This window comes from Marinihelvus fidelis, assembly GCF_008725655.1.
Classification (GTDB): domain Bacteria; phylum Pseudomonadota; class Gammaproteobacteria; order Xanthomonadales; family SZUA-36; genus Marinihelvus; species Marinihelvus fidelis.
Map to the genome: position 1 here is coordinate 90,851 of NZ_VYXP01000013.1, position 13,337 is coordinate 104,187.

Annotated in this window: 11 protein-coding genes; 5 read left to right on the plus strand and 6 right to left on the minus strand. The window is 69.0% G+C overall.

What is annotated here, in order from left to right:
* Positions 1-24: 24 nt before the first annotated feature.
* The 6 genes from F3N42_RS15155 to F3N42_RS15180 are packed head-to-tail and all read right to left on the minus strand — an operon-like array spanning position 25 to position 7,193.
* The gene (locus tag F3N42_RS15155) at positions 25-2,322 is read right to left on the minus strand and encodes a M20/M25/M40 family metallo-hydrolase (protein WP_150865656.1); all 2,298 of its coding nucleotides are present in this window, start codon (positions 2,320-2,322) and stop codon (positions 25-27) included.
* Positions 2,315-2,794: a TRAP transporter small permease gene (locus tag F3N42_RS15160; RefSeq protein ID WP_150865659.1), complete on the minus strand. Its 480-nt coding sequence runs from the start codon at positions 2,792-2,794 to the stop codon at positions 2,315-2,317. The genes F3N42_RS15155 and F3N42_RS15160 overlap by 8 nt, the downstream gene beginning before the upstream one ends.
* Positions 2,791-3,819, minus strand: a complete 1,029-nt coding sequence (locus tag F3N42_RS15165) for a TRAP transporter substrate-binding protein (protein WP_150865662.1) — start codon at positions 3,817-3,819, stop codon at positions 2,791-2,793. The genes F3N42_RS15160 and F3N42_RS15165 overlap by 4 nt, the downstream gene beginning before the upstream one ends.
* A complete protein-coding gene (locus tag F3N42_RS15170; protein WP_150865665.1) occupies positions 3,816-5,102 on the minus strand; it encodes a TRAP transporter large permease in 1,287 nt (428 codons plus the stop codon). The genes F3N42_RS15165 and F3N42_RS15170 overlap by 4 nt, the downstream gene beginning before the upstream one ends.
* A complete protein-coding gene (locus F3N42_RS15175; RefSeq protein ID WP_191621472.1) occupies positions 5,096-6,583 on the minus strand; it encodes a M81 family metallopeptidase in 1,488 nt (495 codons plus the stop codon). The genes F3N42_RS15170 and F3N42_RS15175 overlap by 7 nt, the downstream gene beginning before the upstream one ends.
* Before the next feature lie 10 nt (positions 6,584-6,593).
* The gene (locus tag F3N42_RS15180) at positions 6,594-7,193 is read right to left on the minus strand and encodes a helix-turn-helix domain-containing protein (protein ID WP_150865671.1); all 600 of its coding nucleotides are present in this window, start codon (positions 7,191-7,193) and stop codon (positions 6,594-6,596) included.
* Positions 7,194-7,260: 67 nt separating this feature from the next.
* Between F3N42_RS15180 and F3N42_RS15185 the strand changes: the two genes are divergently transcribed.
* From F3N42_RS15185 to F3N42_RS15205, 5 genes are all read left to right on the plus strand, one after another.
* Positions 7,261-9,186, plus strand: coding sequence for a serine hydrolase domain-containing protein (locus F3N42_RS15185; protein WP_191621473.1), 1,926 nt, complete (start codon positions 7,261-7,263; stop codon positions 9,184-9,186).
* Between the two features lie 4 nt (positions 9,187-9,190).
* A complete protein-coding gene (locus F3N42_RS15190) occupies positions 9,191-10,714 on the plus strand; it encodes a fucose isomerase (RefSeq protein ID WP_150865677.1) in 1,524 nt (507 codons plus the stop codon).
* 84 nt (positions 10,715-10,798) lie between these two features.
* Complete coding sequence (locus F3N42_RS15195) at positions 10,799-11,311, plus strand: FKBP-type peptidyl-prolyl cis-trans isomerase (RefSeq protein WP_191621474.1); 513 nt, start codon at positions 10,799-10,801, stop codon at positions 11,309-11,311.
* A gap of 31 nt (positions 11,312-11,342) precedes the next feature.
* Positions 11,343-12,338: a tRNA dihydrouridine(20/20a) synthase DusA gene (dusA, locus tag F3N42_RS15200; protein ID WP_191621475.1), complete on the plus strand. Its 996-nt coding sequence runs from the start codon at positions 11,343-11,345 to the stop codon at positions 12,336-12,338.
* On the plus strand, positions 12,335-13,249 hold the full coding sequence (locus tag F3N42_RS15205) for an arginine deiminase-related protein (RefSeq protein WP_150865685.1): 915 nt from the start codon (positions 12,335-12,337) through the stop codon (positions 13,247-13,249). The genes dusA and F3N42_RS15205 overlap by 4 nt, the downstream gene beginning before the upstream one ends.
* Positions 13,250-13,337: the final 88 nt, after the last annotated feature.

The following is a 13,337-nucleotide window of genomic DNA, read 5'->3' on the forward strand; positions in this document are numbered from 1 at the left end:
AGTTTGATTTAGGGCGAGCCGGCGCTACAGGACCAGCCGGCGGCGCACTTCGGCGTGGTCGCCACGCTGCACCGGCGAGGTATCGGCGGGGCGCGCTTCGAGCATTTCCCTGGCTTCCGGGGTATCGGGGAGCGCAGAGAACTCCACCAGCGTGGCGCTCACATCACGGTCCGCCGGCAGTGTCAGCGTGACGTCGATGCCGTCATTGCCGAAACCGTTGAAGGTGGCGATGCCGCGGCCGTCCGGGCCGGTCATCATCACGCCGCTGGCGGCCAGGCCGAGCAGGTCCGCCGGGGTGTCGAACACCAGCGCCAGCAGGTAGCCGTCACGGGCGCCGCGCAGCGTGGCCTCGATCACGCGGGTATCGCCATCCTGTCGCTGCGAGCGGATGTCCAGCGCCGGCGCGTCCAGCGCCAGTGACGGGGCCGGCTTCGTGTACATGGGCCGGCGCGGCGTGCCGGGCAGGTCGACAGCGGCCGGTGGGGCGGTGAAGCCCATCAGGCTGGCGGCCGCGTGCGCGGTGACGCCATAGGTGTTCAGGCGCCATTGTGGGTTCGTGGCCACGCCGTTGGCGTCCACGTCCAGGTCGTAGACCAGGTTGGCCCAGCGCGGCCGGTCCGGCGTGGCCACTGGCCGGGTGGTGGCCACCGTGGTGACCACCAGCAGCAACGCCAGCGTGGCCAGCACCGGGCCACGCAGCTTCAGGCCGGTTTTGGGGCGCGCCGCCAGCAACGGCATGGCGACGATGGCGAACAGCGCCAGCGCGGCCATGCGCATGGCACTGGCGTTGAAACTGCCCAGCGCCTCCAGCACGGCGTAATGGTAGATGGCCATGTAGGTGGCCGCGGCCAGGCCCAGCAGGGCGCTGGCCAGGGGATAGCGGCCGCGCCGCAGCAGCGACTCGATCGCCAGCGGCAACAGGAAGGCGGCCAGCGGCAGCAGGCCAATGTAGCTGCCGCCCGGCAGGGTTAACGCCAGCAGCAGGGCCAGCAGGGCATACACGAACCAGGCCCCGTAGAGCAGGGCGCGGGGTGACAGGCGCCGGGCCGCCAGGGTGCCGGCGAGCAGGGCCAGCAGCACGCTGCCGATAAAGATCGACCAGTCTCCGGCCATCGGCTGGGGGTGGTCCAGCAGGTGCGCGCCCGGCCACTTGGCCAGGGGGAAGGTCAGCACGGCGCCCAGCAGCGGGTGTGCGACCAGCAGCAGTAGAGGCAGCGACAGCGCGCCCAGTTTGGCCAGCACGCCGCCTTCGCTGCGCAACCACAGCACCGCCGTCAGCAGCACGGCCAGGATCGCCAGCGGCAGGTTCCAGCCCTGTGGCCAGGCCACTACCCAGCGGCCGAACAGGTCGGTATAGGTAGCATCGCCGTCGGCGCGGGCTTCGGCCAGGTCGGCGTTGGCCCAGGCGCGGGCCAGCGCCAGCATCTGCTCGCCATGGTGGGCCAGGCTGCCGGGTGACAGGCGGTCGCTGTCGTCGCGCTCGGTGTGGTACAGCGAGCCGGCGCCTGTGTAGGCGAAGTTCAGTGCCGGCACGCCGTCGTCGATGAAAATGGTCAGGTCGGTGCCGTTGGGCATGCGCCGGTAAACCTCCACCATCAGCGAGCTGCTGACCGGGCGTTCCACCGCGTCGGCATAGGCGCTGATCAGCGCGTGGTTGCCGGTGCTGGTCTCGAACAGGGCGCTGGAACCGGCGGCGCCGCGCGCTTCCAGGTTGATGACCAGGCCGACACGCTCGGCCAGCGGGTGCTGCTCGACAAAGGCCATGGCGCCGCGCAGGCCGGTCTCCTCGGCATCGGTGACCAGGAAGACGATGTCGTTGCGCCACGGGCCCTCGGCGGCCAGCTCATGGGCCGCGCGCAGCAGCACGGCGGTGCCGGAAATGTCGTCACCGGCGCCGGGCGAGGCCGGCACGCTGTCGTAGTGGGACAGCAGCAGTAGCACGTTGCGCTCGCCGTTGTCGCCGCCACTTCCGGGCAGCGTGGCGATGATGTTTTCCACCCGGCTACAGCCCGGGCTCATGGCCGTGCACAGGTCGGTGGCCTGGCGCTCCACCGTCAGCCCGGCGGCGCGGAACCCGGCCTCGACCCGGTCGGCGACGGCGCGGTTCTCGGCCGAGCCCGTGGGGTGGGGGCGGTTCTCTGGGATCAGCTGGCGCACCGTGGCCAGCGCCGCGCCGGTGTCGAAGTCCAGCGCGTCCGGGTCGGGGCCGATGCGGTGAATGCCGGTGCCGGCGTACATCAGCGCCAGCGCGAGCAGGCACAGGGCCAGCCAGGTCCAGGGCCAGGCCGGGTTGTGGGACGGGGCGGGGTGGGCGTCATTCATTGTCGGAGTTCTCCGCAGCGGACTCGCTGACCAGCAGGGTCAGCGCATGGATGATCAGTATGGCGCAAGCCAGCGGCACGATGGCTACCACCCACTGACTGGGCAGGCCGAGGGCCTCGGTGACGCGCCAGCCGTGCACCGCCAGCCACGGCGGCGAGACCCACAGCACCACGCCACAGAACAGCATCACGGCGACCGATTGCACCCAGTGGGCGGCCCGGCGCAGGCGTGGCGAGGCGAAGTGTTCCGAGCGCACCAGTACCGGGTCGCGGCGCCGCAGCAGCGCCGTGGTGGCGCCGGCCAGGCCGGCCCAGAGCATGGCGATGCGGGCCAGTTCCTCGGTCCAGGCCGGTGGCTCGTTCAGGCCGTAGCGCGCGACCACCTGGAACAGCATGGCCGCGGCCATCAGCAGCAGGCCCCAGGTGGCGATGAAGCGGGCGCCACGATCCAGCCATTCGGACAGGCGCCTCACGGGCGGGCTCCTTCGGGCCGGGTGGATTCCACGAAGCGCAGGTAACGCTCGGCCTCGGCGGGCGTTTCCCAGTGGCTGGGGGCGATGCGCGCGCTGGCCTCCAGCCAGGTGGCGCGTTCGTCGTCGTCCAGTTCGATCCACTCGATGCCGGCCTTGTCCAGCGCCTGGTGGTCGGCTTCAAGCATCTGCTCCGACCAGGCGCGGTTGGCGGCGCGGGCCGCGCCGAAGGCCTGCCTGACCAGTGCGCGCTGCGCCGGCGACAGGGCGTCCATCCAGGGTTTGGAGGCCACTACAACGCGCATCGCCGGGCCCATGCGCAGGTTGGTGTAGTAATCCAGCACCGAGCCGTGGCCGAACATCGGCGCGACATTGGGCGGGTTCAGGTAGGCGTCGACGATGCCGGTCTGCAGCGCCTGCGCCACTTCCTCCCAGGCCACCTGCACGCCGCGCACCTGCCAGGCCCGCAACAGGTTCATGTCGGCCTCGCTGAGCACCCGCAGGCGTAGCGAGCGCAGGTCCTCGATGCGGCGCACCGGTTTGCCGCGCGTGAACAGGCCGACCATGGAGGCCACGTAGACGAAATCGACCATGACCAGGTCCACGGCCGCCAGGTCGGCGGTGATGGTGGCCAGGTAGTCGGTGTCGTCGATGATGCGGTTCATGTGGTCGTAGGAATCGACCAGGAACGGCCGCGAGCCGGCCGCGGCGATCGGCGACCAGCGGCCGATTTCGTCACCGCCGGTGACATTGATTTCCAGCAAACCCAGCTGCGCCTGGATGGTGCGCTCGCGCTCGCCGCCGATGGTGCTGTTGGGGTAGACGCGCACGTTCATGCCGCCGGCGCGCAGGTGGTCGGTGCAGACCTTCACCCACACGTAGGCGCCGTTGCGTTCCAGGTTGGCGGGCAGCGACATGCCCACCTTGGTGTCGCTGGCCAGCGACGCCAGCGCCTGTTGCGCCGGCAAGCCGGCGAGGGCCACGCCGCCGGCCGCGCCCAGGCCGCCAATGAACGCGCGCCGCTTCACAACAGCCCCAGTGCGCGCGGCAGCGCCAGCGCGATTTCGGGGAACACCGCGATCAGCAACAGCACCGCCAGTTCCGCCAGCACGAACGGCAGCACCCGCCGGCACAGGCCCCAGTAGCCGTCGCCGGTGATGGTGGCCACCATCATGATGGCGCCGCCCAGCGGCGGGGTGATCAGGCCGATGGACAGGTTCAGGCAGATCAGCAGGCCCATGGCCACCGGGTCGGCGCCCTGCATGACGGCGATCGGCACCAGCAGCGGCGCCACCACGGTCAGGCCCAGCATGAAATCGAAACCCATGCCCAGCAGCAGGAAGGTCAGCATGATGACCAGCACGAACCAGATGCCGTCGACGTGGATATTGGCCACCAGCGTGGCCAGGTCGTCGGGCACCTGGTGCAGCACGATCAGGTAGCTGAGCAGCGAGGCCGCGGCGATGATCATGAAGATCGAGCCGGTCAGAGTGGCCGTACGCCGCAGCGCCTGGGTGATCGACGCCCAGGTCAGGCCGTTGCCGGCGAAGCCGATGACCACGGCGGCCAGGCAGGCCAGCGCCCCGGCCTCGATGGGCGTGACGATGCCGAAGACGATGCCGCCGAGGATGATCACCGGCAACAGCAGCGCCGGCGCGCCTTTCTTCAGCGTCGGGCCCAGCGGCGGGCGTTCCTCGCCGGCGCCGCCGGGGTGGCCCTCGCGGCGCGCGTACCAGGCGTTGGTGGCGAACAGCGCGGCCGCCAGCAGCAGCCCCGGCACCACGCCGGCGGCGAACAGCGCGGCCACGTCGGTGGACATGATGGCGCCGTACAGGATCAGCACAATCGATGGCGGGATGATCGGCCCGATCACCGACGAGGCCGCGGTCACCGCGCCGGCGTACTGGCGGTCGTAGCCGCGTTTTTCCATCTGCGGCACGAAGGTGTTGGACATGGCGGCGATGTCGGCGGTGGCCGAACCGCTGATGCCGGCGAAAAACACCGAGGTCATGATATTGACGTGCCCCAGGCCGCCCGGCAGCCGCGCCAGCATCAGCATGGCGACATCAATCAGCGCGCGGGTGATGCCGGCGCGGTTCATCAACTCGCCGGCAAGGATAAACAGTGGCATGGCCATGATCGCAAACACGTCCAACTGGCTGAAGATGCGCTGCGGCGCCGCGGCCAGAAACGGCAGCGAATCGGTCACCACGAAAGCCACCACTGCGGCCGTGCCCAGCGCGTAGGCCAGCGACACGCCCAGCGCGGCCAGTGCGATCACCAGGGCGATGATGAGGGCGGCGGTCAGCATGTCATCACCGGGGGCAGGGCGGTCTCGTCGATGTCGTCGAGTGGCCAGACCGGGCGGCGGATGGCGGTATAGGGCCGCGCGCGCGCGTCGGCGTTCAGCAGGCCGGGGGCGTCGCAGTGGATGATGGCCGCGGCACGCTGGTGGAAGCCGGCGTGGAAATGGTGGCTGGATTTGACCACCACCAGTCGTTTGTCCCAGGGCCGCGCGCCACAGGCCTGCAGGCCCTCCGGTGTGAACGGCTGTTGGCGGATGTCGTTGAGGATGATGTCGACGCCGGCGCCGGACACCAGCGCGGTGCGGCCCAGCGCGGTGGGCTCGCCGTCGGCGATGTGGGCCTGGGTCGCTTCGGTGCGTAGCGCGCGGACGGTTACCTGGAGTTCAACCGGCTGGCCGGAGTCCGGCCCGGCCTTGCCGCCAATGGCAAGCGCCAGCGTGGCGCTTTCGCCGGCCGCGAAGGCGGCGTCAAGCGCGGCCGGGTCCCAGAAATAGGCGAACAGGCAATTGCCGATGCCGCGTTCCAGCACGCGCTGAAGGATAAATGTCGAATCCGAGCCGGCCCCGCCACCGGGGTTGTCGGACATGTCGGCGATGACCACGGTGCCGGGCGGCGCGGCCAGCGCGCGGTCCAGGCAGGGGTCGATGCCGTCCAGCGGCACCTGGCCGGCCTGGCGCTGCGCGAAAAAGGTGCGGCCAGTGTCGGCGGCGATCTCGGCCGCGAGCACGGGGTCGTTATCGGTGACGGCGATCACACCGGCACCCGAGTAGGCAACATCGGACCACGGAAAGCCGTGCGCCAGTGTGATCGACAGGACCCCTGGCTGCTGCTCCAGCGCCAGCGCGTGGTCGACCAGGCCGCGCATCGGCTGCCGCGCGGTCTGGAACAGCCCGAACATCGGCAGGGGCTGGAACGCCATGACCGGTCGCGCATCGCCCGTGACCACGCGCGCGCAGATGTCGTAGAGCTCACGCGCGCGGGCATCGAAGTCGGTATGCGGGTATTCCTTGCAGGCCTTGATGACGGTGGCGTGGCGCAGCATGGCGGGGCTGATGTTGCAGTGCAGGTCAAGCAGCAGGCCCACCGGCAGGTCGGGGCCAACCAGGTTCCTCACGTGTGCCAGCACGTCGGCCTCGCAATCGTCGCAGCCCTCGGCCAGCATGGAGCCGTGCATCATCAGCAGCACCATGTCCAGGCCATCGAGCGCGCCACGCAGGTCGTCCAGCAGTGCATCGCGCAGCTGCTCGTAATCGGCCTGGCGGGTCGGCTGGCTGGGCTGGGCATGGGCGCACAGGCCCACGGTTATGTCGTCGCCGCGACGGCGCGCCTCGGCGTAGAAACCAGCCGCCACCTTCAGCGGGTTGCCGGCCGCTTCCGGGTCCATGCCGGCGCGGTGGATACCCAGCTCGCGGAAGCTGTCCAGGTCTGTCGGCAGCGGCGAGAACGAGTTCGTCTCGTGCGCCAGGTAGGCGGCAAAAACCTTCACATGGGCACCTTCACGCCGGGCGGGCCGCCGCGATGTTGAGCACCCGGGCCGGCTGGCCGTCCAGGGCGCGGACGTTGTGGGCCATGTTGGCGTCGATATAGATGCTGTCGCCGGTCTCCAGCACCGTGGGGGTGTAAAACTCGGTGAGTACCTCGACGCGTCCATCGAGCACGTAGATGAATTCCTCGCCGCGGTGGCGCACCAGTTCCGGCTCATGGCCGGGTTGCAGGTGGATGACGCTGGGCGTCATGCGACGGTGGGCGAAATCGTGGGCGTGATGGCGGTAGACCGCGTTGGCGGTGACCGTCTCCGGCGCCGTTGCCGACTGCGTGATCGCGCGCCGCCCGGTGACCGGTTCCGGTTCGCCGGCGGGCCGTTCCCCCGGGGCAACCAGGTCCATGACATCGATACCCAGCGCGGCGCACACATCCAGCAGCTTCTCGATCTTCAGCGACATGGCCCCGGTTTCGACCTTTGACAGTGTCGACAGCGGTACGCCGCTGGCCTGGCTCAGGTCCTTCAGGGCCCAGCCCAGCGCAGTGCGGCGGCGACGTATGCCCTGGCCTACCGTGTTTGGCTTGCTGGTGTTGTCGCGGGGCGCTTCGGGCATCGTGGTTTGACCGTTTGCACAACTCGGGGTGACTGCTATTATCCACGTTATGAAAAATTTTTCATATATGATAATTACGGCGATCGCGATCGCAGGTTTCCAGGTGTTGTTTTCGCCGGTCGTTCTGGCCGAGAACACTGGCGCCCCGGCCGAACCCCGCCTTGACGCCGACACCGTCCGCGAATGGTCCGACAGGTATTTCCAGGCCGCGCTCGAAAATCACCAGCTTACCGGCGCCGTGGTTGGCTTCGTGCAGGGGGGTGAGCTGCTGTTCAGCCGCGGCTATGGCGCGGCGGATATCGAGACCGGCGCGCCGGCCGACCCGGCCACGACCCGGGTGCGCATCGGCTCGACCACCAAGACCTTTACCGCAACGATCATCGCGCAACTCATCCAGGAAGGGCGGATTGAGGGTGTCGACACGCCCGCCAACCGGTACCTGCGGCGGATCCAGCTGCCCGACAACGACGGCACGGTCATCACGCTGCGGCACCTGCTGACCCACACCGCGGGCTTCGCCGACCGCTTCTGGTTTATCGGCGCCGACACCCCCGTGCCGGTACCGGCCAGCGCGGAGGTGATCGAATCATTGCGCCCCGAATTCGCCCGCCCGGCCGGCACCCGCGTGGTGTACTCGAATTTCGGCGTCGCCACGCTGGGCTGGATCATCGAGGACATTACCGGGCAGTCAATGGAAGAGGCCATGGACGAGCGCATCTTCCGTCCCCTGGGCATGCGCGATACCGAGCTACCGGTCGACCTGGCCGAGCCCGAGGGACTGGGCAGCCCCGGCTACCTGGATGCCGATGGTTTGGCTGGTCCGGTACCGTTCACCGCCATCAACCCGGCCATCGCGCAGACCGGCTCCATCGTCTCGACGGTCAAAGACATGGCGCGCTACATGAACGCCTACCTGGGGCACGATGGCGACCTGGGTGATGGCGTGCGCCGGGCCGCCTGGGCCGTGCTGGCCGAGAACGCCAGCGGCCAGGGGCGTATGGGCATGACATTCTTCCTTCAGGACTGGGCCGGCCAGCGAGTGATCTCGCATGGTGGCAACTGGCCGGGCTTCCATACCTGGATGACCCTGCTGCCGGACCAGGATGCCGGGTTCTTCATGAGCATCCTGTCCGAGCCGGCGCCGGAGTCGCTGACGACGCGTTTCCTTCGAGCCGCCAGGCCATCGCTGGCGCCGCCGCCATCGGCCGGTATCGCCAGCGCGGCTGCCACGCATGACCAGTTCCTGGCGGCGGTGTTTGGCCCGCGTCGGCCGATGCCGGCGGCCGGGCTGGACGGCTCTCCCCGGGAGATTGCCGGCCTCTACCGGGCCGACCGCCGGCCGTTTGATACGGTCGAGGCGCTGTCGGCGCTGGTGTTTTTCGAGTCACCGCTGCAGGTGCAGGCCGCCGATGGCGGTGTCAGCATCGCCGGCGCCGCGCCCTGGCGCGCCGACGGCCAGGGTGGCTGGGTGTTCGATGCACCGACCCGGCCGCGATTCGCGCGCATGTCGGCGCCGGAGACCGACCAGCCGGTGCTGGTGCCCGATATCGGCATCTTTACCTTCACCCGTGTGCCCGCCTGGGCCAACCCCAAGTGGCATGCCATCGCCATCCACCTGCTCGTGCCGCTGACCCTTCTCGGTCTTCTGGCGCTGGCCTGGCGCGCGCCCCGTCACCGCGGCTGGCCGCGCCTGGGCGTGGTCGGTGTCGGTATCGCCGGTGCGGTGATGACGGCCTGCGCGACGCTCGCGCTGCCGGCAGGCGAGACCTTGATGAGCAGCTGGTTCGCCGGCCATGCCACGCGCGTTACCGTGTTTGTCATCGCCGCCAATGGGCTGTTACTGTCCGCCATCGTGACGTTACTCGCGGTGCTGTCCGGCCGCCTGCGCGGCGGGGCCCGCCTGCTGGCCGTCACCGCCGGCATTGCTGCCCTGGCCGTGGCGGTACTGTTGCTGCCGTACAACGTGATCGGCCTGCCCGTTTTCCAAGGATGATTCGATGTCAAAAAAGATAGCCCTGTTCTGGCCCGGTGATTACCGGGACAAGCCCAACGAACTCGCCCTGCCGCTGGCGCGCGAGGCCACCGCGCAGATGACCGCGGCGCTGAAGCGCCTGGGCCGCGACCCGTACCTGGTGGAGGGCTTCATGGCCCGGCCTGCCGACGCCATCGAGAAGCTGGGCCCCATCGACGACCCGATGATCGGCCTGTTCGTGCACTGGGTGTATGGCCCGCACACCGTCGACGGCGTGGCCGGCAAGGACAACCCGCTGCTGCTGGCGTCCAATTTCGACGGCACCTTCCCGGGCCTGGTGGGCCTGCTGAACACCGGCGCCTGCCTGGAGTCCGTGGGCCGCAAGCACTCACGCGCCTGGACCGAGGCCGCCGACTGGACCACCGATGACGCCTTCATGGCCCGGCTGGAAACCTGGTGCGAGACCGGCGAGATCCACTACGACGAGGGCGAGTTGCACGGTGCGCCTTCAGTCGGTGACGCTGCGCAGGCCATCGCCGACGAGCTGGCCGCCGAGATCGAGCGCCGGCGCATCCTGGTGCTGATGCTGGGCGATACCTCGATGGGCATGGTCAACGGCTATTTCGGCTACCGCCGCCTGCTGCGCCACGGTTTCACCGAGCACAAGGTCGACCAGGCCTGGCTACCTGGCCGCGCCGCCGCCATCGACGCCGGGCGCGTCGAAAAGGCCTTCGATTTCGTCAAGGAGAAGGGTGTGACCTTCCACTGGGGCGAAGACGGCGCCGGGGACTTCACCCCCGACAGCACCCGCGAGCAGCTGCGCCTGTACTTCGCCGCGCTGGACCTGGCGCACGAGTTCAAGGCCGACTGCATCGGCTGGCAGTACCAGCTGGGCCTGATCCCGGTGACCACGCCCAGTGATTTCTGCGAGGGACTGCTGAACTCGGCCTGCCGCCCGGAATCCGACGGCAGCCCGCTGATCACCGCCACCGAGGCCGACCAGGGCAACGTGGTGCCGATGGAGATGATGAAGCGCATCCTGCGAAAACGCGGCCTGCACGAGGCGGTGATGTTCCACGACGTGCGCTGGGGTGGCGAAGAGAACGGTCGTTTCCTGTGGGTGCTGCTGAACTCCGGCAGCTGCGGCGCCTACGCCTTCAACCACGACCCGGATTCGCTCGAAGGCGTGCATTCGTGGCGCCAGCCGAGCATGTATTTCCCCAACCCGGGCGGCACCTTCGCGGGCCTGAGCAAGCCGGGCGAGATGACCTGGGCGCGCGCCTGGCTGAGCGGTGACGAGATCGTCATGGACATCGGCCGCGGCGAGGTGGTCGAGCTGCCCGAGGAGCGCGTGCGCCATTACTGGGACGGCACCACGCCGCAGTGGCCGCTGATGATGGCGGACCTGGGCTGCTCGCAGGAGACGCTGATGGCGCACTACCAGAGCAACCACGTGGCCGTGGCCTACGGCGACATCTTCGAGGAGATGGTGGCGCTAAGCCAGGCGCTGGGCTTCCGCGTGCGCGTGGTGGGCCAGGCCGGCGCCTGAACGATTCGGCTGGACGCCCCCGGGGTGACCGCCGGGGGCATTCATCGGATAATGGGGCGGTTCACGCTAAATCCGGAAGACCGCATGACCCAGCCAGTCCACGCCCGCAATATCCTGACGTTCGCCAGCCTGGCGCTGCTGTTGGCCGGCCTGTTCGCCGTCGCCACGGCTACCGCCAACGAATTCGCCGATGAGCCCGCCGTGGGCGCGCCGCCGCCCAGTGAGCAGGGCTTCAAGCGCTGGCACGGCTATTCGCAGGAAGTCCACACCACCGAGTCCGGCCTGCAGTACAAGGTCATCAAGATGGGCACCGGCCCCAAGCCGGAGAGCCGCAAGAGCAAGGTCACCGTGCTGTATCGCGGCTTCCTGGAAGACGGGCGCCAGTTCGACACCACCTACGAGTGGGGCGAGCCGCTGGTCATCCAGCTGCGCAAGACCGTCGAGGGCTGGGAAGAGGGCATCCAGCTGATGCCGGTGGACAGCAAGTTTGTCTTCCTGATCCCGCCCGAACTCGGCTACGGAAAACGCGGCCGCGGCCCCATCCCCGGCAACGCCTGGATGATGTTCGAGATTCACCTCCTGGACGTGAAGAACTAGGTAAGGGCACCCGCCCGCCATGGCCCCGCCCATGACGTACACACACGACAAGGACTCCAGCCGGCTTTCGGTGGCACCGATGATGGCCTGGACCGACCGCCACTGCCGCTATTTCCATCGGCGCCTGGCGCCGTCGGCGCTGCTGTATACCGAGATGGTCACCACCGGCGCCGTGCTGCATGGCGATCGCGAGCGGCTGCTGGCCTACAACCCCGAGGAACACCCGGTGGCGTTGCAGCTGGGCGGCAGCGAGCCGGCTGACCTGGCCGCCAGCGCGAAGGTGGCCGTGGATTACGGCTACGACGAGATCAACCTGAATGTCGGTTGCCCGTCGGACCGGGTGCAGAAGGGGCGGTTTGGCGCCTGCCTGATGAAGGAGCCGGACACCGTGCGCGATGGCCTGAAGGCCATGGCCGATGTCGTCGACGTGCCGGTGACGGTCAAGACCCGGCTGGGTGTCGACGAACTGTACAGCTATGACTATTTCCGTGATTTCGTCGGCCGAGTGACCGACGGCACGGGCGTGGACACGGTGATCGCGCACGCGCGCATCGCCTTCCTGGCCGGCCTGAGCCCCAAGGAAAACCGCGACGTGCCGCCGCTGCACCACGACTGGGTCTACCGGCTGAAGCAGGAGATGCCGCACCTGACCGTGGTGCTGAACGGCGGCGTCGAGACCGTGGACCAGGTGACCGAACACCTGGCGCAGGTCGACGGCGTGATGCTGGGGCGCGCGGCCTATCACGACCCGTGGGTGCTGGCGCGCTGCCAGCACGCGCTGCTGGGCGGCGGTGGTCCGGAAGCGCCCGAAGACGTACTGCCGGCGATGACGGCCTACCTGGAGCGCCTGGCCACGGCCGGCGTGCCGGTGAAGCACGCTACCCGCCACATGCTGGGCCTGTTCGGCGGCCAGCCCGGCGCCCGCGCCTGGCGCCGCTACCTGAGCGAGAATGCGCACCGCGATGACGCCGATACCGGGCTGCTGGACGGCGCGCTGGCGGCGATGCGCGAGGTGCAGGCGGCATGATCACGCGTACCCCCGCCGCGTTCCTGGACGCGCTGCTGACGCTGCCGAAGCCATCCGGCCCGGCGCTGCCCAAAGGCGTGTTCATGGTCATGCCGCGCGCCTTCGAGGTGGACCCGGAATCGGCGCGCGACAACGTCTACATGGACACCGAGGTGAGCGTGGACCCGGACCGTGCGCGCGCCCAGGGCGAAGCGCTGGCACGCGCGGTGGAAGCCGCCGGCGTGGAAGTGATCCGTTTCCCCGGTCACCCGGACACCCCGGACGACATCTTTCCCAACAATGTCTTTGCCACCACGCCGGGGCGGCTGATCGTCGGGCGCATGTTTCACCCCACGCGGCAGCGCGAAGCGCGGCGCCAGGATATCCGCGACTACTTCACAGAAGAGCAGGGCCGGCGCCTGGTGGACCTGTCGACGGGCGACGGCGTGGGTGAACTGACCGGCGCGATGATCATCGACCGCGCGCGCGGCATGGGTTTTTGCGGCATGAGCAATCGCGTCGACGAGGCCGGCCTTGAGGCCATGCACAAGGCCTTCGGCCTGCAGCTGACCTTCGCCTTCGACCTGCAGCCGGACGAGTACCACACCAACGTGGTGATGTCGGTGCTGGCCAACCGCGCCTGCGTGCTGCACCCCGGCGGCCTGGCAGAGCCGCTGGCCGCCGAGGCCATCGCCCAGGCCTACCCCGGCCGCACCCTGCTGCTGGACGAGGCCGAGAAGAACGCCTTCGCCGCCAACTGCATCGCCCTGACCGACACCGACCTGTTCATGAGCCAGACCGGCGCCGACGCCCTGCGCCCGCAGAGCCTGGCCGCCCTCGAGGCCTGGGGTTTCTCGCTGCACGCCGTCGAGCTCGACGAAATCGAAAAGGCAGGCGGCTCACTCCGCTGCATGATCGCGGAAGTTTACTGATCCGGAGCAAGTCACGGGCAACCCGGTAAGGGGTGTGTTGAGTCTTCATGGGGCTCCGAAGTCCGCTGCGCTGCCAGTCGCCCCATGA

Excerpts from the sequence above, each read along its gene's own strand:
- F3N42_RS15155 (WP_150865656.1), bottom strand. The coding sequence starts at position 2,322 with ATGAATGACGCCCACCCCGCCCCGTCCCACAACCCGGCCTGGCCCTGG.
- F3N42_RS15170 (WP_150865665.1), bottom strand. The coding sequence starts at position 5,102 with ATGCTGACCGCCGCCCTCATCATCGCCCTGGTGATCGCACTGGCCGCG.
- F3N42_RS15180 (WP_150865671.1), bottom strand. The coding sequence starts at position 7,193 with ATGCCCGAAGCGCCCCGCGACAACACCAGCAAGCCAAACACGGTAGGC.
- F3N42_RS15185 (WP_191621473.1), top strand. The coding sequence starts at position 7,261 with ATGATAATTACGGCGATCGCGATCGCAGGTTTCCAGGTGTTGTTTTCG.
- F3N42_RS15190 (WP_150865677.1), top strand. The coding sequence starts at position 9,191 with ATGTCAAAAAAGATAGCCCTGTTCTGGCCCGGTGATTACCGGGACAAG.
- F3N42_RS15195 (WP_191621474.1), top strand. The coding sequence starts at position 10,799 with ATGACCCAGCCAGTCCACGCCCGCAATATCCTGACGTTCGCCAGCCTG.
- dusA (WP_191621475.1), top strand. The coding sequence starts at position 11,343 with ATGACGTACACACACGACAAGGACTCCAGCCGGCTTTCGGTGGCACCG.
- F3N42_RS15205 (WP_150865685.1), top strand. The coding sequence starts at position 12,335 with ATGATCACGCGTACCCCCGCCGCGTTCCTGGACGCGCTGCTGACGCTG.